Source organism: Pseudomonas sp. 22526 (assembly GCF_052044735.1).
Classification (GTDB): domain Bacteria; phylum Pseudomonadota; class Gammaproteobacteria; order Pseudomonadales; family Pseudomonadaceae; genus Aquipseudomonas; species Aquipseudomonas piscium.
Map to the genome: position 1 here is coordinate 181,619 of NZ_JBQENK010000007.1, position 18,265 is coordinate 199,883.

Annotated in this window: 18 protein-coding genes; 13 read left to right on the forward strand and 5 right to left on the reverse strand. The window is 64.6% G+C overall.

The window, feature by feature from the left end; all coding sequences use genetic code 11:
* Positions 1–44: 44 nt before the first annotated feature.
* Positions 45–1,631, reverse strand: a complete 1,587-nt coding sequence (gene mdlC / locus ACTJKT_RS12940) for a benzoylformate decarboxylase (protein ID WP_440787367.1) — start codon at positions 1,629–1,631, stop codon at positions 45–47.
* 119 nt (positions 1,632–1,750) lie between these two features.
* Here mdlC and ACTJKT_RS12945 point away from each other — a divergent pair, with 119 nt between their 5' ends.
* On the forward strand, positions 1,751–2,653 hold the full coding sequence (locus ACTJKT_RS12945; protein WP_440787368.1) for a LysR family transcriptional regulator: 903 nt from the start codon (positions 1,751–1,753) through the stop codon (positions 2,651–2,653).
* Here the strand turns inward: ACTJKT_RS12945 and ACTJKT_RS12950 are convergent.
* The gene (locus tag ACTJKT_RS12950; RefSeq protein WP_440787369.1) at positions 2,650–3,981 is read right to left on the reverse strand and encodes an MFS transporter; all 1,332 of its coding nucleotides are present in this window, start codon (positions 3,979–3,981) and stop codon (positions 2,650–2,652) included. The two genes, ACTJKT_RS12945 and ACTJKT_RS12950, sit on opposite strands and share 4 nt — an antisense overlap.
* A 630-nt stretch (positions 3,982–4,611) precedes the next feature.
* On the opposite strand from ACTJKT_RS12950, the gene ACTJKT_RS12955 reads away from it, so the two are divergent.
* The 12 genes from ACTJKT_RS12955 to ACTJKT_RS13010 all read left to right on the forward strand — a co-directional run bounded on the left by ACTJKT_RS12955 (position 4,612) and on the right by ACTJKT_RS13010 (position 14,665).
* A complete protein-coding gene (locus tag ACTJKT_RS12955) occupies positions 4,612–5,550 on the forward strand; it encodes an alpha/beta hydrolase (protein WP_440787370.1) in 939 nt (312 codons plus the stop codon).
* 140 nt (positions 5,551–5,690) lie between these two features.
* Positions 5,691–5,825 carry a hypothetical protein gene (locus tag ACTJKT_RS12960; protein WP_440787371.1) on the forward strand — a complete coding sequence of 45 codons (135 nt, stop codon included), beginning with the start codon at positions 5,691–5,693 and terminating at the stop codon, positions 5,823–5,825.
* A 192-nt stretch (positions 5,826–6,017) separates the two neighbouring features.
* Entirely contained in the window at positions 6,018–6,335 is a 318-nt protein-coding gene (locus ACTJKT_RS12965) for a DUF7693 family protein (protein WP_440787372.1), read from the forward strand.
* A gap of 264 nt (positions 6,336–6,599) precedes the next feature.
* Positions 6,600–8,084 (forward strand): tyrosinase family protein, encoded by a 1,485-nt coding sequence (locus tag ACTJKT_RS12970; RefSeq protein ID WP_097303086.1) that lies wholly within the window; start codon positions 6,600–6,602, stop codon positions 8,082–8,084.
* A 10-nt stretch (positions 8,085–8,094) separates the two neighbouring features.
* Entirely contained in the window at positions 8,095–8,868 is a 774-nt protein-coding gene (locus tag ACTJKT_RS12975; RefSeq protein ID WP_440787373.1) for a copper chaperone, read from the forward strand.
* Complete coding sequence (locus ACTJKT_RS12980) at positions 8,861–10,942, forward strand: hypothetical protein (RefSeq protein ID WP_440787374.1); 2,082 nt, start codon at positions 8,861–8,863, stop codon at positions 10,940–10,942. The genes ACTJKT_RS12975 and ACTJKT_RS12980 overlap by 8 nt, the downstream gene beginning before the upstream one ends.
* A gap of 58 nt (positions 10,943–11,000) precedes the next feature.
* A complete protein-coding gene (locus ACTJKT_RS12985; RefSeq protein WP_440787375.1) occupies positions 11,001–11,336 on the forward strand; it encodes a hypothetical protein in 336 nt (111 codons plus the stop codon).
* A gap of 347 nt (positions 11,337–11,683) precedes the next feature.
* Complete coding sequence (locus ACTJKT_RS12990) at positions 11,684–12,154, forward strand: arsenate reductase ArsC (protein WP_440787376.1); 471 nt, start codon at positions 11,684–11,686, stop codon at positions 12,152–12,154.
* Positions 12,154–12,888, forward strand: coding sequence for an arsenical resistance protein ArsH (gene arsH / locus ACTJKT_RS12995; protein ID WP_440787377.1), 735 nt, complete (start codon positions 12,154–12,156; stop codon positions 12,886–12,888). The genes ACTJKT_RS12990 and arsH overlap by 1 nt, the downstream gene beginning before the upstream one ends.
* An 86-nt stretch (positions 12,889–12,974) precedes the next feature.
* Positions 12,975–13,592, forward strand: coding sequence for a DNA-3-methyladenine glycosylase family protein (locus ACTJKT_RS13000; RefSeq protein WP_440787378.1), 618 nt, complete (start codon positions 12,975–12,977; stop codon positions 13,590–13,592).
* 186 nt (positions 13,593–13,778) lie between these two features.
* Positions 13,779–14,162 carry an Ada metal-binding domain-containing protein gene (locus ACTJKT_RS13005; protein WP_440787379.1) on the forward strand — a complete coding sequence of 128 codons (384 nt, stop codon included), beginning with the start codon at positions 13,779–13,781 and terminating at the stop codon, positions 14,160–14,162.
* Positions 14,159–14,665, forward strand: coding sequence for a hypothetical protein (locus tag ACTJKT_RS13010; protein ID WP_440787380.1), 507 nt, complete (start codon positions 14,159–14,161; stop codon positions 14,663–14,665). Before ACTJKT_RS13005 ends, ACTJKT_RS13010 begins: the two co-directional genes overlap by 4 nt.
* A 464-nt stretch (positions 14,666–15,129) precedes the next feature.
* Here ACTJKT_RS13010 and dctM read toward each other — a convergent pair whose 3' ends face one another.
* The 3 genes from dctM to dctP form a co-directional block, all read right to left on the reverse strand.
* Positions 15,130–16,413: a C4-dicarboxylate TRAP transporter large permease protein DctM gene (gene dctM, locus ACTJKT_RS13015; protein WP_025809386.1), complete on the reverse strand. Its 1,284-nt coding sequence runs from the start codon at positions 16,411–16,413 to the stop codon at positions 15,130–15,132.
* On the reverse strand, positions 16,413–17,045 hold the full coding sequence (locus ACTJKT_RS13020; protein ID WP_440787381.1) for a TRAP transporter small permease: 633 nt from the start codon (positions 17,043–17,045) through the stop codon (positions 16,413–16,415). Before ACTJKT_RS13020 ends, dctM begins: the two co-directional genes overlap by 1 nt.
* Positions 17,046–17,130: 85 nt before the next feature.
* Positions 17,131–18,120, reverse strand: coding sequence for a C4-dicarboxylate TRAP substrate-binding protein DctP (gene dctP, locus ACTJKT_RS13025; RefSeq protein WP_440787382.1), 990 nt, complete (start codon positions 18,118–18,120; stop codon positions 17,131–17,133).
* Between the last annotated feature and the right edge of the window lie 145 nt (positions 18,121–18,265).

An 18,265-nucleotide genomic window follows, 5' to 3' on the forward strand; every position in this document is an offset into this window, starting at 1 on the left:
ATTGCCGGGTCTTCGCCCGGCAATAGGAACTCAGTCCTTGATAATCAGGGCTCGATAGTCAGGGTCGGCACCTCGATCAATACCGGGCGATTGCCGGCCAGGGCCGCGCTGAAGGCGGCGGCGAACTCGGCGCCGGTGGCGGCATGCACAGCCTGCACGCCGTAGCCCTGGGCGATGGCGCAGAAGTCCAGCCCCGGCACGTCCAGCCCCGGCGCATCGCTGACCTGCAGCACATCGGCGAACCAGCGCAGCGCGCCGTAGGTGCCGTTCTTGAGGATGATGAACACCACCGGGATGCCGTACTGAGCAGCGGTCCACAGCGCGGTGATGCCGTAGTTGGCTGAGCCGTCGCCGATGATCGCCACCACCCGCCGCCCGGGCGTCGCCAGTTGCACGCCGACCGCGGCCGGCAAGCCAAAGCCGAGACCGCCGGCGGCGGGAAAGAAGTAGCTGCCGGGCTCGCTCATCGCCACCCGCTGCCAGAACGCGCCGACGGTGGAGGTGGACTCCTTGACGTAGATCGCGTCCCGCGGCGCCAGCTGGTTGATCAGGTCGAACACCGTTTCCGGGCGCAGCAAACCGCCCTCCTCGCGCACCGGCGCCGGCAGCGGCAAGGCGCTCGGCAGCGGCCGCTCGCTCTGTGGCAGCACCTCGACCAGGGCTTCGAGGGTCAGGGCGATATCGCCCACCAGCGCATCGCCCATGGGCGCCCGCGCTGCCTCGCCCGGGTCGCAGGTCAGGTGCACCAGCTCACAGTCCGCCGGCAGGTAATCGCCCGGGGCGTATTGGTGGTAGCGGAACACCGGCGCGCCCACCACCAGGATCAGATCGTGCTCGGCCAGGCAGCGGCTGATCCCGGCGATGGCCGCCGGCAGCACGCCACGGAAACACGGATGACGAGTGGGGAACGGGCAGCGCGAAGCGGAAGGCGCGACCCAGGCCGGCATGCGCAGTTTTTCCGCCAGCTGCACCGCCAGGCCGTTGCTGCCACTGCCGTCGACATCCGGACCAAGCACCAGCACCGGGCTGCGCGCCGCCGCCAGGCGCTCGGCCAGCACTTGCAGCTGCGCCGCCGAAGGCAGGCCGGCGCTGGCCACCTGGCGCCGCGCCAAGTGCTCGACTCCGGCCGGCGCCGCGCAGGCCCAGTCGTCATAAGGAATCGACACATACACCGGCCCGCGTGGCGCCAGGTTGGCCATATGGATCGCCTGGCTCAGGGTGCGCGGCACGTCCTGGGCCGAGGCCGGTTCGTGGCTCCACTTGACCAGGGGCTTGGGCAGTTGCGCCGCATCGACATTGGCCAGCATCGCTTCCACGCCGACCATCGAGCGCACCTGCTGGCCGGCGGTGATCACCAGCGGACTGTGGGAGTACCAGGCATTGGTCAGCGCGCCCATGCCGTTGCCGGTACCGGCGGCGGCATGCAGGTTGACGAAGGTCGGCTTGCCGGTGGCCAGGGCGTAACCGTCGGCCATGCTCACCACCGCGCCTTCGTGCAGGCCGAGGATGTAGCGGAAGTCCTCGGGAAAACCCTTGAGGAACGGCAGCTCGTTGGAGCCAGGGTTGCCGAAGATGGTGGTCAGGCCTTGCTCGCGAAGAATCTCGTAGGACGCAGAGTGAACGGTTTTCATAAGGACCCTTGTTATTGGATTTCGGGTTACTCTTGCAGCCGCTACAAAATTGATCAAATCGATACTATCTCTATCAAAAATAAGACCCATCTATATTCATAACGGCAGCAAGGGGCGACATGAGCCACATCGATCTGAACCTGATCCGCACCTTCGTCACCCTCTACGAAGCCCGCAGCGTGACCCTGGCCGCCGAGCGCCTGTTCGTCACCCAGCCCTCGGTCAGCTATGGCCTGGCGCGCCTGCGCGAGCTGTTCGACGACGCCCTGTTCAGCCGCACCCGCGACGGCATCCAGCCAACCTTTGTCGCCGAGCAGCTGTACGGCCCCTTGCGCGAATCCCTGACCCGCATCGAAAGCGCCGTGCAAGGCTGCCGCCAGTTCGACCCGGCGAGCACCGAGCGGCGCTTTCGCATCGCCCTCTCCGACCTCGGCGAAATCGGCTTTTTGCCGCTGATCCTGGCGCGCCTGAATCAGGACGCGCCGCTGGCCGAAGTCGAGGTCCTGCCGCTGCAGGTGGACCAGGTCGGCGAGTGGCTGGCCAGCGGCAAGGTCGATGCCGCGATCTGCCGCCAGCCGGTCCCCGGCGTCCGCAGCCGGGTGCTGATGCACGAGCGTTATGTGTGCCTGCTCAGCACCGGCCACCCGCGCATCGACCAGCAACTGAGCCTCGAACAGTTCCTCGCCGAACGGCACGTCGCCGTGACCCGCACCACCGGCCACGGCAATGTCGAAGACGTGCTGAAAAACATGAACGTGGAACGGCGTATCAGCCTGCATGTGCCGCATTTTTCGGTGCTGCCGAAAATCATTCCCGGCACCGACCTGCTGGCGGTGCTGCCGGCGCAGATCGCCCGGTTGTTCATCCACGAAGGCGAGCTGAAGATGCTCGAACTGCCGTTCCCGGTGGCCGAGTTCGCCGTGTCCCTGAACTGGCACCCCAACAGCGACAGTTCCGCCGCCCTACGCTGGTTCTGCGACACCATCGCCGACGCCATCATCAGCGGCCAGGGCCAGAACTAGACGCCGGCCATCGCTGGCTGTGCCCGGGCCCGAGTCGGCTTGAGCAGCAACAGGCAGCCGGCGGCAATCACGAACACGCTGGCAAACACCCCGTACAGGTGCAGCGGCTGCCAGCCGCCATCCAGCAGGAAGCCGGCCACGGTCGGCGAAAGGATCGCGCCGATGCGGCCAATGCCGATGCCCCAGCCAACGCCCGTGGCACGCACCGAGGCGTCGTAGACCACTGGCGACAGCGCATAGAGGCCGGCCACGCAGCCATTGGAAAACAGCCCGATCAGCAGACCCAGGCCGAGCGCCGCGGCAATCGACGAGGCCGAGCCGACAAACAGCACCAGCAGGCCGGCGGTGATCAGCATGAACAGCGCCAGCACCCGGCCCAGCGGCCAGCGCGAGGCCAGGCCGCCGATCAGCGCCGCGCCGAAGATCCCGCCGACACTCAGCAGCACCCCGCCGGTGATCCCCTGCTGCGCCGACAGCCCGGCGGCCACCAGCAGTTTCGGGGTCCAGCTCATGACGAAGTAGAAGCCGAACATCACCAGGAAAAACAGCAGCCAGATCAGCAAGGTGGTGCGGCGCATGGCCGGCGCCAGCAACTGGCCGAAACCGCTGGGCGCACCGGGTTGCCTGGGCAGCTCTGGCGGCAACTGTTCAAGCTCAGGCTGCTCCAGGCGCCGGGCCAGGCGATTGACCCGCACCAGGGCATTGGCCGGGCGGCGGGCAAGCAGGAAGTCCAGGGACTCGGGCAGCCACAGCAGCACCAGGGGAATCACCAGCCAGGTCACCGCACCGCCAAACAGGAACACCGAGCGCCAGCCCCAATGGCCCAGCAACCACACCGCCAGCAACCCGCCCAGAGTCGCGCCCAGGGCATAACCGGTGGATTGCAGGCTGACCGCGAGACCGCGCCAGCGCTTGCTGGAATACTCGCTGGCGATCACGTTGCTGCTGGCCAGGATGCCGCCGATGCCAAGACCGGTCAGGCCGCGCAGCAGCGCCAGTTGCACAGGGGTCTGGCTCAAGGCCGAGAGCAGCATGCCCAGCCCGGACAGCGCCAGGCAGAACAGGATCAGCGGGCGCCTGCCGAACCGATCGGCCCAGGGCGCGATAAACAACGAGCCTGCCGCCATGCCGAACAATCCGGCGCTGAGCAACAGGCCGACCTGCGCCCCGTTCAAGCCCCACTCGGCCGATACCGAGGCCGCGGTGAAGGCCATCACCAGCACGTCGAAGCCGTCGATCATGTTCAAGACAATGCAGATGCCAATGGCCAGGCACTGGAAGGAACTCATCGGGCCGCTGTCCACGCGGCTCTTCAGGTCGAACGTCATGACCGCACCTCCCCAGCGCATAGCGGCGACAGCGAGAAGGAAAACAGCAGCGTGCACACAGACAGACGGCGGACGGAACCCAGGCAGTTCCGCGCCCTTGATAAGCCATTCATGACGAGACCCTTCTTGTAGTTTTTATCGGGGGACGGTCGGGAGGGACCCGCCATCACCAGGTGGCTAATCAATCATTCAGTGGATCCATTAACAAGAGGCGAGATCGGGTGAAGTCCTGGAAAAATCGCTTAATTCTCTGGAGAAATGCTGAGGCATTTTTATTTAAAATATAAAAATCAATGACTTAATCAAGCAGTGGTTGGCTGATATTTTCGGGCGATTATCGACCAGACTTGGAAGACACAGGCTATTGAGGATTCTATGGCTGTGAATGGCTACAGAACCCAACCTTAATGGATCCAATAAATCAAAACTCTCAAGGCAAACGCCCGGCTTTTCATCCATGGACCGACAGTCCGCCTCAAGGGCTGTGACCTCATCTTTCAGCGCCCTGGCCCCGGGTCAGCCGCCACATTTTGTAAAGCTTCCCCGGCCGCGGATTGGCGAAATGATTATTGGGCTGGTGGGTGCATCTGTTAAAACGCGTTTTTTTATCCCTGCGCGGTGCCACAGCCCATGTCCTCCTCGATCCTTTCGCGCTGGCGACCTCGCTGGCGGTCGCTGCTCGGCATGGCCGCCCTGCTGGTCGGGCTGCCGGTGGGCTGCCAGGTGCTGGAGCACAAGGAGCGCGAACTGGTGTTTCGCGTCGAACCGGGCAATGCCAGTTGGTATCGCGGCTTGCCGGCCGGGGTGCGCGAACTGGAGTTCAAGGGCGACAGCCTCAAGCCCGAACAGAACATTCATGCCTGGTGGTGGCCGGCCCAGCGCGCCGATGCACCGGCCATCCTCTATCTGCATGGGGTGCGCTGGAACCTCACCGGGCAGCTGTTCCGCATCGAGCAACTGCACGCCCTGGGGTACTCGGTCCTGGCCATCGACTATCGCGGCTTCGGCCAGAGCCTTGGCGAGCCGCCGTCGGAAACCAGCGTCTACGAGGATGCGCGGATTGCCTGGGAGCAGTTGCAAAGGCTGCAACCCGACGCCGGCAAACGCCTGATCTACGGCCATTCCCTGGGCGGCGCGGTGGCGGTGGAACTGGCCGCGCAACTGGGGCAGCAGGCGGCCAGCGACGGCACGCCGATTCCGGCCCGTGGGTTGATCGTCGAATCCTCGTTCACCTCCCTGGCCGCTATCGCCGCCGAGCTGGGCAACACCTCGCTGCCAGTGCGCTGGCTGCTGTCGCAGAAATTCGACTCCCTCGACAAGATCGCCCACATCGGCATGCCGCTGCTGATCGTCCACGGCCTGGACGACCGTTACGTGCCCGCGCGCTTCAGCCAGCAACTGTTCGACGCCGCGCAGCAGCCCAAGCAACTGCTGCTGGTCCCCGGAGCCACCCACAACAACAGCATGTGCCTGGCCGGCGAGCGCTATCGCCAGGCCCTGAATACCCTGCTGCACGCCCGGCCGGCCAAGGTCGCCGCAGCAATGCCAGCCCGCGTGCCGACCAGCTGAACCACCAACCAGCACCGTTGCCATTACGCCCCCCGGCCTCAGCGGGATGACCTCCTCCTTAGACAACCTGTAACAACTCCGGCTGGCCCCAGCCCGGCTTAAATGAGATGGTCCCCTGTTGATTGTTTTGGAGGCATGTCATGACTACATTTCAATTCATCGCAGGCATGGTCTTTTGTCTGGCAGGACTGGGCGTGAGGGCCTACCTGACCGTGCAGCATCCCGGGGAAGAAAAGGCCTGGCGCTCGTCCAGCGCGCGAAAGTCCGCCAAGTAAGCCTTGCCCCCGCCCCTGAATAGCGCTGGTGACCTTCCGGTCAGCCCCGCCTGGGCCTGGTGGAAGCCCATAAAAAATGCCCGTCTCTCGCGATACGGGCATTTTTTTTCAGCTCAAGGAATCAGTCATCCCGCCTGATACTGGCCGGCAACAATGGCAAAATGGCCGCCGTCCATGCCCGAGATCGTCCCCATGCCAACCACCCCCGCCCTCACCGCCCGGGAAATCTGCCAGGTACTCAGAGAGCTGGCCCTCGGCACCCGCACCCTGGGCCCATCGAGCCAGCGTGTTTTGCTGGCGGACGACAGCTGGCAGGTGCGACTCGACATCGAAGGCTGGACCCTGACCCTGCTCAGCCATGGCCAGACCCTGAGCCACTGCGAGCAATGCCGTTCGCCGGATGGCCGGGTCGAGACACTCGACGCCTGGCAACGCTACGGCACCGACCCGGTCAAACTCCTGAGCATCTGGGAACACCAGCAGTTGCAGCGCCTGCTGCAGGCGTTGTGAAGCCAAGGCCCTCCATTACACCCAGGCCAATCCCCCGCCCGTCCGCACAAGCAAGCAAAACCCATGTCGTTCATCGGGATAATCGGAATCGGCCATGGCGTTTTTGCCGGGCTTCTATACTCAGTTCCGAAGAGGCGCGCACCAGCACTGCGCGCCTCATGAGCGCAGTTCCGCCGTGAACATGAAGTCGCCAGCGGCAAAGGATTGCGAGGGGTGTGGCGCCACACGCGCCACCCAGCCTGATGCTGCAAGGGAGGTGCATTCATGAACGCGATTCGACAGGATGTGGCAACACTCGGCTCCGGATGGAACAACAAGGTCTTGCTCAACTACGCGCTGGCCATGCGCGAACTGGACAAACTACCGATCACCAACCGCAACAGCTGGAAGTTCCTCGGCGCCATGCACGGCTTCGATCGGCAGTTATGGGTCGAGGTGAATGTCCTGGGCGATTCCGATCAGGTTCCCAAGGACCTGACCAACTTCACCTACGGCAGCCAGTGCCAGCACGGCAGCTGGTACTTCCTGTCCTGGCACCGCGGTTATCTGGCGGCCTTCGAGGCGATTGTCGCGGCCAAGGTGAAGGAACTGACGGGCGACGACTGGGCGCTGCCGTACTGGAACTACCTCAATGACAAAAACCCGGAAGCGCGGCGAGCCCCGGAGGCGTTCCTGGCAAACACCCTGCCCGACGGCAGCCCCAACCCGCTGAAGAAATACCCTCGCCGGCAGGGCTTTACCACACTGCGGCCGAACTCCCTCGATGCCTTCAGCCTGGCGGCGATGCAGGAGAACGATTTCCAGGTCGGCAATGACGGCAGCATCGGCTTCGGTGGCGGGGTCACCGGCAATTTCGCCCAGTTCGCCCGCTGGACCGGCGACCTGGAGAACAACCCGCACAACACCGTGCATCGTCTGATCGGCGGTGGCGAAGGCTTCATGGCCGACCCGTACCTCGCCGCCCTGGACCCGATCTTCTGGTTGCACCATTGCAACGTCGACCGGCTCTGGGAGGCCTGGATGAACACCGCGGGCAAGACCATGGTCCGCGATCCGCGCTGGCTCGACGGTCCGGCCGACCGCCGTTTCATCATGCCGACGGTCGGTGGCAGTGACCCTGGCATGAAATTCACCGGCCGTGACACCTTGAAGGGTGGAAAATTGCACCCGAGTTATGCCGACTTGAGCATCGGCACAGGCGTGAAACCAGGAGTAGAGGCCGTGACACGGGTCAAGATGGGTGCGCCGGAACAACAGAACATCGAACCTATCGGTGCCAACCGTTCGGTGGTCACGGTCGGCGGCGCGCCGGTGCGCACCCAGGTCGACCTCGACCGCCAGGCCACCAGCACCGGCATCGCCGCGATGGGCGCCACCGACCTGGGCCAGCCGGTGACCCGGCTGTACCTGGCGCTGGAATCGGTGCGCGGCTCCGCGCCCTCGCCGCAGCTTGCGGTCTACATCAACCTGCCGAAAGACAGCGATCCGCAGCAGCATCCCGAGTGCCATGCCGGCAGCCTGACGCTGTTCGGGCTGAACGTTGCCTCGCGCCCGGACGGTGGCCACGGCGGCCACGGGCTCGGCTATACCATCGACATCACCGACCTGGCCCAGCGCCTGACCGATGCCGGCGACTTCGATCCGGACTATCTGCGGGTGACCCTGGTCCCGGGCGAGCAGGTATCGGCGGATAAACCGGTGACCGTGGAGCGGATCAGCGTGCTCAAGCGCAGTGGTGTCGTCAGCTGAGTAACGCCTCATGCAACCCGGACCGCTCTTGTTCAGCTTCACCCGGGCGCCCTGGCCGTTGCTGTTCGCGACGGCCGGGCTGGGCCTGGCCCTGTGCCTCTACACCAGCGGGCACAGCAGCCTTCCCGCCTTCTGCAGTTCCGTGGGCGGACTGTCCATTGTCACCAGTTGGTCCACTGCGCTTAAAGCGGAGCTGGCCCTGAACCCGGCGCAGCACATGCTCGCAGACTGGGCCCTGATGCTGCTGGCGATGATGCCGCCGCTGCTGGCGATGCCGCTCCTGCATGTCTGGCACTCCAGCCTGCCTCGTCGGCGCGTCCGTGCGGCGCTCGGTTTCCTGCTCGGTTACACCGCCTTATGGCTGGCCGCCGGACCGCTGCTGATGGTGCTCGCCTTGCTGCTGCAACTGAGCGTCGTCGGCGCGGCGCTGGCCACGGCCCTGCTGGCTGCCCTGCTGTGGAGTGCCAGCCCGTGGCAACGCGCGGCGCTCAACCGTGGCCACCGCATGCGCCGGATCGGTCTGTTCGGCTGGGCCGCCGACCGCGATTGCCTGGTGTTCGGCGCAACCCATGGGGCCTGGTGCATCGCTTCGTGCTGGGCCTGGATGCTGGTGCCGCTGCTGGGCGGGGCCTGGCACATTCCGCTGATGCTGGTGGCCGGGGCCATCATGCTGGTCGAACGCCTGGCACCGGGCGATCGGCCACGCTGGCACTGGCCAGCGATTCTCCCTCGATTCGATCTCTGGCTCCTTATTACGCGCAAGGTGGCGCACTCCCATGACTAGACGGACCTGCCTGACGATCGGCGTGAGCACACTGACGCCGCTACCCAACCAGACCCTGCGTTTCGCCTACCTGGACGGCGCCGTGCTCGCCGCCCGTTCGATCGGCGACTGGGCGTTGCGCTCGGGCTTCGGCGCCGACAACGTCAGGATCGTCGACGACGGCCCCATAGACGGCCAGGGTAATCCGGTCACCCGCGAGCGGGTGCAACAAGCGGTGGACGAGCTGTTCCCCTCGGGCGCCGAAGTGGTCGAGCAATTGATCCTGGCGTTCTGCGGCCACGGCCTGACCGACGCGAATATCGGCTCGATCTCCTGGCTGTTCAGCGATTCGCTGCGCCAGAAATACCGCGTCCTGGCCGACTCGTTCTACACCGAGTTGCTACTGCACGGCGTGCAGCGCATCACCCTGATTACCGATGCCTGCCGCGAAGCGCCGAAGAGTCTCGACCTCACGCGACTGGATCCGGTGCGCGGGATAGTGGTGCAAGGCACCCAAGTGGAAAACCCCAAGTTCGATCGCCTGGCCGCCTGCCAGGACGGGCAGCTGGGTTACATGGTCTCCGAGCCGATGTCTGGCGCTCCGGGCAAATGCGTGTTCTCCGGGGTGATCGCCGATGCGCTGTGGGGCATCGAGCCGACCGCCATCAGCAATGGCCTGATCACCACCGCGACCCTCGGCATGTGCGTGCGCTCGCGCACCACCGAGCGGGCGAAAGAGTATCGCCTCAAGCTCAATCCGCAGTGCCTGGTCGATCCGGAACCGGCCGTGCTCTACAACACCGCCCAGCCGTTGCCTGGCCCCGCCGGGTTGCAGCCCTGGCCAGCCGCGGGCAATGCCGCCACCATGGGCCCGTCCCCGGCGGCCGGCCCGGTGGATTCCGCCGAGCACAACCTTGAGCGGGTCCACAGCGACGCGGCCTTTCGCGAGCGCATGCTCGGCGCCGATTTCGGGCTCAAGCAGCATGACCTGGCGGTTCCCGCCGACCAGATGATCACCATTCCCGACTCCAGCAAGGAGCTGCTGCAGGACCTGGTGGTGCTCCGCCAGCAGAGCCCGCGTTTTCCCGAGAAGAAGCAGAAGGTCAAGGCACTGGTCCAGCAGTTGGAAGCGGATGCCGCCGCCGATATGCGCAAGTCCGCGGCCACCGAGGTTCGCCGCCGGATGAAACAGATCGGCGACCCCGGCGAGGCCAACCTGATCGTCTACGGCGAGGGCGCGAAGCTCCTGTCCCGGGCCCCGATCGAGCGACTGGACAGCACCTCGCTGTTCGAGACGTTCCGCGCCCCCAGCGATCCCCAGGGGATGCCGGTCCTGGTGGCGCTGACCGATGGCACCTTCACGCCGGTGGTGCCTTATGCCGGTCAGTACGCCGTGGTGATGCCCAGCCCCCTCGGCGATATTTTCCAGGCCTATGGAATGCCCAAGGCCCCCGACAGATACCTGGCGATGCTCGGCGCGATCGACGATTTCGCCGCTGGCCGGCTACAGGCCGAAGACATCGACCAGTTCGCCGCCGGCGTGTGCCATAAAAAGCATGCCGACCCCATGCTGGGGGTGATCTGCGCCTACCTGTACCGCGCCGTTGCCGACTACGACAGCATCCGGCGCCTGGCGTATTTTTATGCCGCCCAGGGTCAGCCGGTGCCTTTCGACATTGCCTTGCTCGGGGCCATGCGGGTGACTCTGGAGCCAGACGGCACCCCACAGCTACAAATACCGGCCGTCAAGGCGCGCGCGCTCCGACCCAAGGCGGCCAAGGCCCCTGACTACATCCGGCGTGCGACACCCGCGGCGCAGGCCTGGATCGGTGGGCGTTGCCCCTGGCTGGGGCTGGGCTGGGACTATGTCAACGACCCGCGGCCGGAATGGGCCGCACTGGTCGAAGGGCTTGCCGAGCACGCCAAGGCCGTGCGGCACAGCGGCTCCACGGTGCTGCCGGGCAAGGTGGCGCGCAAGCTGGCAAAAGCCTGGCGTCTGGAGCTGTCGGCCCGCGAAGACCTGACGCGACCCGCGGTAGCCCGCCAGGCCCCCGCCAAGGAAACGAACCGCCCCCCGCAGCGGTCTGAACAGTGATGGCATTGAGAATGGGACAACGCCACAACGTCCCGCCATTCACAATGGAGGTCTCATCATGAGCGCCCTGACGATCGAAGGCTGGTGCAAGGCCGGCAATGCGCAAAAATCCATGCCGCTGGGAGAGATCCATTTCAACGTCGATGGCCCCCTGCACCTGCGCCTGGAAGAAGCCGAGGAACGCCTGCAGAAAACCCATGAATCGGAAGCCATGGTCGACGTCGACATGGACACCATGGAGCTGATCATGCCCGAAGGGTACAGCCCCCTGTCCGACTGCCAGATGCGCGTCTACCTGCAACACGGCCGCGGCCAGTTCCACCTGGTGGGGCATCGAGCCAGCGATGGCAGCCTGATCTATAGCAATGCGGTGTTGATCGACCAACTGCTGTAGAGGCGCCCGCACCGCCCGCTATCGGTGCTCCACCGAGGCAGGCGTGCGGCAGTAAGAATCCGCTTTCCCGACTCCCGCGGGAGAGCGTCGCTTGCAAGGCGAAGGCCGCCATCACCGCAGAGCCAGGCCGCGGCGCTCACCGGTTGAGTCGGTTTCGAGCCTGCGCGCGCCACTGACTTGCAACATCTTCCAGCCGTAGCACCTCTCTCACCGGGCATCCATTCGGCTGCTCAGCGTGCCGGAGGCTTGGCAATTTCCCACCTCATACGTATATTCGGATATCCATATATCATGATCGACGACACTCGTTTCACGACCTGACCCAGCCTCTCTGCCCGGAAGCCCCGATGAAAATCCTCTTCATGTGCACCGCCAACAGCTGCCGTAGCGTTCTTTCCGAAGCCCTGTTCAACCACCTGGCACCGGCCGCTCATCAGGCGGTGAGTTCGGGCAGCTTCCCCAGCGGCACGCTCAACGCCCGCGCCCTGGCCACCCTGGAGCAGGCCGGCGTCAGCACCGCAGGCCTGTACAGCAAAGGCTTGGAGGTCTTCGCCGACAGCCCGCCCGATATCGTCATCACCGTCTGCGACAAGGCCGGTGGCGAGCCCTGCCCGGTGTATTTCGGCCCGGCGCTGAAAAGCCACTGGGGGCTGGAAGATCCTTCGGAGGTCCAGGGCGATGAGCAGGCGATCCAGGCCGCCTTCGAGCAAACCGTGCAGAAGATCCGCCAGCGCTTCGCCGCCTTCTTCGCCCTGGACCTCGACCAGCTCTCGCCCACCGAGCTGAAAAACGCCCTCGACCGCATCGGAGCGCTGTGATGAACGACGACCTGAAACACAGCGAAGAACAGCTGTCCGCCCTCGATCTCGAACTGCTGCAAACCTTGGCGCCGGAGCATCTGGAGGCCCCGGCAACAGCCGCGCACAAACCGCGCATCCTGCTGCTCTACGGCTCCACCCGCGAGCGCTCGTTCAGCCGCCTGCTGACCCGGGAAGCGGCGCGCATTCTCGAATTCCTCGGCGCCGAAACCTATATCTTCGACCCCAGCGGCCTGCCCCTGCCGGACGATGCGCCGGTGGATCACCCCAAGGTCCGGGAACTGCGCGAACGGGTGCTGTGGTCCGAGGGCCAGGTCTGGTGCTCGCCGGAACGCCACGGCTCGATGTCAGCGGTGTTCAAGGCGCAGATCGACTGGATCCCCCTGACCCTCGGCGCGCTACGCCCGACCCAGGGCAAGACCCTGGCGGTGATGCAGGTCTGCGGCGGCTCGCAGTCGTTCAACACAGTCAATCAACTGCGCGTGCTGGGCCGTTGGATGCGCATGTTCACCATCCCCAACCAGTCCTCGGTGCCCAAGGCCTTTCTCGAGTTCGATGACGACGATCGCATGAAGGCCTCGCCCTACTACGACCGGGTGGTGGATGTGATGGAGGAACTGATGAAGTTCACCCTGCTCCTGCGCGGCCGCGCCGACCTGCTGGTGGACCGTTATTCGGAACGCAAGGAAAGCGCCGCGGCGCTGTCCAACCGGGTCAATCAGCGTTCAATCTAGCTCAGGGAATTCCAGCGCAAGAGACCGAGTGCAGCGTCGGGCATTGCTGGCTAATCTCTGGCGACGCCCTTCGCCCAGGACTCTCCATGCCCGATCCGTTTCTTGAGGCCCGTGCCTTTCTGGCCGGGCTCGACCCTGACTGGGCTCGTCACGTCGAGGCGGTCGGCCCGTGCCTGCACCAGGCCAAGCCGGCCCGCGAGCCCTGTGAGGCGCTGGTGCGGGCGATTGCCTATCAGCAGCTGCACGCCCGCGCTGGCGATGCGATTCTCGGGCGTTTTCTTGGCTTGTATGACCCGGCGGCCTTCCCCTCCCCCGAACAGATTCTCGCCACTGATTTCGAGCCATTGCGCGCCTGCGGTTTTTCCGCCGGCAAAATCGCCACGATCCGTGGCATTGCCGAGGCGACCCTGAGCGGTGTGGTGCCGGACTACGAGGCAGCCCGGGGCATGGACGATGAGGCGCTGATCGAGCGTCTGACCAGCCTGCGCGGCATCGGTCGCTGGACCGTGGAGATGCTGCTGATCTACAGCCTGGAACGCCTGGACATCCTGCCCGCCGACGACTTCGGCGTGCGCGAAGGCTACCGGCGCCTGAAGGGCCTGGAGCAGCAGCCGACGCGCAAGCAGATGATCGAAATCGGCCTGTCCTTGCGCCCCTATCGCACGGTGGCGGCCTGGTATCTGTGGCGAGTGCCGGCGCGTTGATGGATCGCCGCTCGGCCCCTGTAGCCGCTGCCGAGCCCGCGAGGCTGCGATCGGGGCGCAGCCCCGCAAACCCAACACTGCGGTGTGCCTGACGGTCAACGCCGTAGCGTCCGACGACCGCTACGCGGTCGATCGCAGCCTCGCCCTGGCTCGGCAGCGGCTACAGAAATCAGGCAGGAGGTGCGGATGAACGCTGAAAAGCGCTGGGTATTGCTCGATGCCCAGGGCAACACCTTTCTCAGCGAACAGCCGGGAACCCTCGGCGGGCACCGTGGCAGCCGGATCTACGGTCGGCTGGATTGCCCGGCCGCCCTGCGCGCCATCGCCCGCGGCGGTTATGTGCGCCAGCGGGTGTTCTTTGCCGACGAAGCCAGCGCCCGCAGCGCCGGTTATCGGCCCTGCGCCCGCTGCCTGCCCCGGGCCTACGCCGCCTGGCGCGCGCCCTCGGAGCCCATCTTGGCAGCTATAAAACCCTCGGATATTCTGGCTCGGCCGTGTATCAACACCGCAACAAACGCAGTCGGCCAAAATGGAATACCAAAAAACAAGTCAAGGAGTACACCGTCATGAAAAAAGCTCTAATTGCATGCGCCGCAACCTTCTTGCTGGCGGGCTGCGAACATCTGGACTCGGCGATGTCGACCACCAGCAGCGTGCTGGATCAGACCGGCGATATCCTCAGCGGCGACCTGCGTGGCCTGGGCGAAAGCAAGCATGCAACCCTCACGCAGATCTGGAATGACTGGCAACAGAACGAAGTGACCGCCAAGGACAAATGGGACCGACAGACCCTGGTCATCCCCGGCATCGTTACCCGCATCACCAAGACCGACGATGTCATCTATCAGAATCAGATCGCGGTGATCTTCAGCGACCCCACCAACCCCAAATGCAAGGGCCAGGGCCTCACCCGTGACGACCTGATGGTCAACGAGAAGAAAATCAGCAACCTGAAGAAAGGCGACCGCATCAACGTCACCGGCGTGCTGGGCACCTCGGCCTCGAAATGGGCCGACGGCGAAGAATGCTGGTTCTCCTTCGACAAGGCGCAGATCACCCTGGCCAACAAGTAATAGCGCCCTCCCCAACCTCATCGCCAGCAAGCTTGGCTCCTACAGAAGCCATAAAATCCAACGGATTTTGTGCCATGCACCCGCCTCTGTAGGAGCGAGGCTTGCCCGCGATGACAATCTCAAGCACAGCATCGCTCTCAAGGGCCCTATCGCCAGCAAGCTTGGCTCCTACAAAAGCCATAAAATCCAACGGATTTTGTGCCATGTACCCGCCTCCGTAGGAGCGAGGCTTGCCCGCAATGACAATCTCAAGCACAGCATCGCCCTCAAGGCCCCATCGCCAGCAAGCTTGGCTCCTACAGAAACCATAAAATCCGGCGGATTTTGTGCCATGCACCCGCTTCCGTAGGAGCGAGGCTTGCCCGCGATGACAACCTCGAGAACGGCATCGCCCTCAAGGCCCTCATCGCCAGCAAGCTTGGCTCCTACAGAGACCATTCAAACCCAGTCAGCGCACCAGCGTTTCAGTTCATCCCCAGCCAGTTCGGCAGCGCCAGGGAAATGAACGGCACGTAGGTCACCAGGATCAGGAACGCCAGCAGGATCATCAGCCACGGCAAGGCCGCGCGGATGGTCTGGCCCAGGCTCAGGCCGGTCACCGCCGAGGTGACGAACAGGTTCAGGCCCACCGGCGGATGCACTAGGCCGATCTCCATGTTGACCACCATGACGATCCCCAGGTGGATCGGGTCGATGCCCAGTTTCATGGCGATCGGGAAGAAGATCGGCGCCAGGATCAGCACGATGGCCGAGGGCTCCATGAAGCTGCCCGCCACCAGCAGCACCACGTTGACCATCAGCAGGAAGCCGATGGGCGACAGCCCGGCGTCCATGACGAAGGTGGTGATCTGCTGCGGGATCTGCTCGGTGGTCAGCACATGGGCGAAGAGCATGGCGTTGGCGATGATGAACATCAGCATAATCGACAGCCGCCCCGACTCCACCAGCACTTTCGGGCAGTCGCGCAGGCGCATGTCCTTGTACACGAACAGCGCGACAAAGGCCGAATACACCGCCGCCACCGCCGCCGCTTCGGTGGGGGTGAACAGGCCGCTGTAGATGCCGCCGAGGATGATCACCAGCAACAGCAGGCCCCAGAAGGCCCGACGCGCGGTGCTCAGCCATTCGCGGAAGGACACCCGCGGTTGCGCCGGCAGCTTCTTGATCCGCGCGACGATGTAGATCACCACCATCAGGATCACGCCCAGCAGCAGCCCCGGGACGACCCCGGCCATGAACAGCTTGCCCACCGAGGTTTCGGTGGCCGCCGAGTACACCACCATCACGATCGACGGCGGGATCAGGATGCCCAGGGTCCCGGCGTTGCAAATGATCCCGGCGCCGAACTCCCGCGGGTAACCGGAACGCACCATGCCGGCCACCGCAATCGAACCCACCGCCGCCACCGTTGCCGGCGACGAACCGGACAACGCGGCGAACAACATGCACGCCAGCACCGCGGCAATCGCCAGGCCGCCGCGGATGTGCCCGACGCAGGCGTTGGCGAAATCGATCAGGCGCTGCGCCACGCCGCCGGTGGTCATGAAGGCCCCGGACAGCAGGAAGAACGGGATCGCCAGCAAGGTATAGGCCTCGGAGGTTTCGAACAGCTTGATCGCCAGGGAACTCAGGGAATCCGGGCTGAACAGCAGGATCGAAGTGGCGCCGGCCAGCCCCAGGGAAATGGCGATCGGCACGCCGAGGAACATGAAGACGAACAGCATCAGAAACAGGCAGAGAATGGCCATCAGTGCTGATCCTCCTGGTGACTGGCAAGCTTGCTGGCCTCGGCCGCCTCATCGGCCAGGCCCAGGTTGATCTGCCCGCGCATGAGGATGCGCCACATGATTTCCAGGTAGCGGATCAGCACCAGGGCAAAACCGAAGGGCACGATCATCGCGATATGCGACAGGTGAATGCCGAACCGGTCCAGGTCCTCGGCTTCGATGCCGGCCTGGATCAGCGCCATCAGCCACTTGAAGCTGGCGACCATGAACAGCCCGGCGTAGACCATGCAACACAGGCAGGCGAGCACCGCCAGCAGGCGCTGGGCCGGGCGCGAGGCCAGCTTGACCAGCGCGTCCACCCCCAGGTGCCCGGCGGTGCGCACGCCGTAGGAAATGCCGAAGAAGATCAGCCAGCCAAACAGCATCTTGGTCAGCGCCACGCTCCAGACCATGTCCTGGGCCAGCTCCATGAGGAAGTCGCCGATCCCCAGGAACAGCGCGCTGCCCCCTTCCCAGGCATCGCCGATGGAATAGAACAGCGGGTACAGGTTGTTGAGCACCACGTAGACGAAAGTCACCAGCGTCATGGCCGCCAGCAGGAAGGCGATGAACGCCTCTTCAAAATGTTCCCAGAACCGCCTCAGCCTGTGCATTGAGGTTCTCCGCGAAAGTGCCAGTGGAGTACAGCCCGATAACGGCTGCCGATGGGCCGCTGCGAGCGCAGCGGCCAGGGCGTGCTTACTGCGCCTGGTTGGCGGCTTCGGCGGCCTGGATCAGGTCGACGCCGATATCGCCCTCGAACTTCTTCCACACCGGGCGCATGGCTTCGCGCCACTCGCTGCGCTGCTCGGGAGTCAGGGCGAGGATTTCGCTGGTCTTGGCATCGATGATCTTCTGCCGGGACGTCTGGTTCAGGGCTTCGGCCTGCTTGTTCACTTCCACCGAGACCTCGGCCATGATTTTTTCCAACTCGCCGCGCACATCCGGCGGCAGCCCGGTCCAGAACTTGGCGTTGGTGATCACCATGTAGTCGATCAGGCCGTGGTCGGTCTCGGTGAAGTACTTCTGCACCTCGTGGACCTTCTGGCTTTCATAGTTCGACCAGGTGTTCTCGGTGCCATTGACCACGCCGGTCTGCAGGCCCTGGTAGACCTCGGCGAAGCTCATCTTGCGCGGGTTGGCGCGCACCGCCTTGAACTGTTCCTCCAGCACGCTGGAGGCCTGCACGCGGAACTTCAGGCCGCGGGCGTCCTTGGGTTCCACCAGTTTCTTGTTGGCCGACAGCTGCTTGAGGCCGTTGTGCCAATAGGCCAGGCCGAGGATGCCCTTGTCCTGCATGGCGGTCAGCAGCTGCTTGCCCTCGGCCTGCTGGAAGCGGTCGACGGCGGCGAGGTTGTCGAAGAGGAATGGCAGGTCGTAGATCTGGATCTTCTTGGTGTACTGCTCGAACTTGGCCAGGGACGGCGCGAGCAACTGCACGTCGCCCAGCAGCAGCGCCTCCATTTCCTTGCCGTCGCCGAACAGCGAGGAGTTCGGGTACACCTCGACCTTGACCCGGCCCGGCAGGCGCTCCTCGGCGAGCTTCTTGAACAGCAGGGCGCCCTGGCCCTTGGGGGTGTTTTCCGCCACCACGTGGGCGAACTTGATCACGATGGGGTCGGCGGCCTGCGCGAGACCGGCGCCCAGCAATGCGGCGGCACAGAACAACGCCCGGGAGAGCTTGAACATGGACTTCACCTTCTTATTGTTGTGGTTGATCGCAGAGTGCCTAAGGGCACGCGTATTGAGAATTTCGAATTTTTGATACCTGCGTTCACCCCTACCGAACGCCACAGCTTCATCTGTAGGAGCGAGGCTTGCCCGCGATCAGCCC

Bases quoted from the DNA above. Each gene is read 5' to 3' on its own strand.
- ACTJKT_RS12990 (WP_440787376.1), top strand. From the start codon at position 11,684: ATGAAAATCCTCTTCATGTGCACCGCCAACAGCTGCCGTAGCGTTCTT.
- ACTJKT_RS13010 (WP_440787380.1), top strand. From the start codon at position 14,159: ATGAAAAAAGCTCTAATTGCATGCGCCGCAACCTTCTTGCTGGCGGGC.
- ACTJKT_RS12950 (WP_440787369.1), bottom strand. From the start codon at position 3,981: ATGACGTTCGACCTGAAGAGCCGCGTGGACAGCGGCCCGATGAGTTCC.
- ACTJKT_RS12980 (WP_440787374.1), top strand. From the start codon at position 8,861: ATGACTAGACGGACCTGCCTGACGATCGGCGTGAGCACACTGACGCCG.
- ACTJKT_RS12965 (WP_440787372.1), top strand. From the start codon at position 6,018: ATGCCAACCACCCCCGCCCTCACCGCCCGGGAAATCTGCCAGGTACTC.
- dctM (WP_025809386.1), bottom strand. From the start codon at position 16,413: ATGGCCATTCTCTGCCTGTTTCTGATGCTGTTCGTCTTCATGTTCCTC.
- dctP (WP_440787382.1), bottom strand. From the start codon at position 18,120: ATGTTCAAGCTCTCCCGGGCGTTGTTCTGTGCCGCCGCATTGCTGGGC.
- arsH (WP_440787377.1), top strand. From the start codon at position 12,154: ATGAACGACGACCTGAAACACAGCGAAGAACAGCTGTCCGCCCTCGAT.
- ACTJKT_RS12955 (WP_440787370.1), top strand. From the start codon at position 4,612: ATGTCCTCCTCGATCCTTTCGCGCTGGCGACCTCGCTGGCGGTCGCTG.
- ACTJKT_RS12985 (WP_440787375.1), top strand. From the start codon at position 11,001: ATGAGCGCCCTGACGATCGAAGGCTGGTGCAAGGCCGGCAATGCGCAA.
- ACTJKT_RS12970 (WP_097303086.1), top strand. From the start codon at position 6,600: ATGAACGCGATTCGACAGGATGTGGCAACACTCGGCTCCGGATGGAAC.
- ACTJKT_RS13020 (WP_440787381.1), bottom strand. From the start codon at position 17,045: ATGCACAGGCTGAGGCGGTTCTGGGAACATTTTGAAGAGGCGTTCATC.
- ACTJKT_RS13000 (WP_440787378.1), top strand. From the start codon at position 12,975: ATGCCCGATCCGTTTCTTGAGGCCCGTGCCTTTCTGGCCGGGCTCGAC.
- ACTJKT_RS12945 (WP_440787368.1), top strand. From the start codon at position 1,751: ATGAGCCACATCGATCTGAACCTGATCCGCACCTTCGTCACCCTCTAC.
- ACTJKT_RS12975 (WP_440787373.1), top strand. From the start codon at position 8,095: ATGCAACCCGGACCGCTCTTGTTCAGCTTCACCCGGGCGCCCTGGCCG.
- ACTJKT_RS13005 (WP_440787379.1), top strand. From the start codon at position 13,779: ATGAACGCTGAAAAGCGCTGGGTATTGCTCGATGCCCAGGGCAACACC.
- ACTJKT_RS12960 (WP_440787371.1), top strand. From the start codon at position 5,691: ATGACTACATTTCAATTCATCGCAGGCATGGTCTTTTGTCTGGCAGGA.
- mdlC (WP_440787367.1), bottom strand. From the start codon at position 1,631: ATGAAAACCGTTCACTCTGCGTCCTACGAGATTCTTCGCGAGCAAGGC.